Source organism: Streptomyces sp. SID12501 (assembly GCF_010550245.1).
Taxonomy (GTDB): Bacteria; Actinomycetota; Actinomycetes; order Streptomycetales; family Streptomycetaceae; genus Streptomyces.
Genome location: NZ_JAAGLU010000815.1, coordinates 1 through 418, shown reverse-complemented (window position 1 = coordinate 418; position 418 = coordinate 1). Strand labels below are relative to the sequence as shown.

Annotated in this window: 1 protein-coding gene; it reads right to left on the bottom strand. The window is 68.9% G+C overall.

Features of this window, described 5'->3' with window-relative positions; all coding sequences use genetic code 11:
• The coding region (locus G3I71_RS48605) for an AMP-binding protein (protein ID WP_164325384.1) at positions 1 to 418 on the bottom strand (418 nt) is incomplete at both ends.

Sequence of the window (418 nt, the reverse complement as noted above, 5' to 3'; positions counted from 1 at the left end):
GACGGGCGCGGCGCCTTCGGTGAGCTCGTCCTCCAGGAAGCGCTCGGCGGTCAGGTCGGGGCGGTGCAGGTAGCCGCGCGCCAGCTGGACGCCGGATATGTACAGCTCGCCGATCTCGCCGACGCCGATGGGCGACAGGTTCTTGTCGAGGATGTGGTACTCGGTGCCGTTGACGGGGCTGCCGAGGGATATGGACTGCGGTCCCTCGTCCAGGGCGGCCGGGTCGACGGTGTACGAGGAGGAGTTGATGGTGCACTCGGTCGGCCCGTACAGGTTGATCAGGGCGCGGCCCGGCATCTCCTGCGTGGCCTGGGTCGCCAGGACGCGGGACAGGGCCTCGCCACCGCTGAAGATCTGCTGCAACGAGGTGCAGGTGGGGAACTTCTCCGTGTCGATGAGGCCCTGGAGCAGCGTCGGG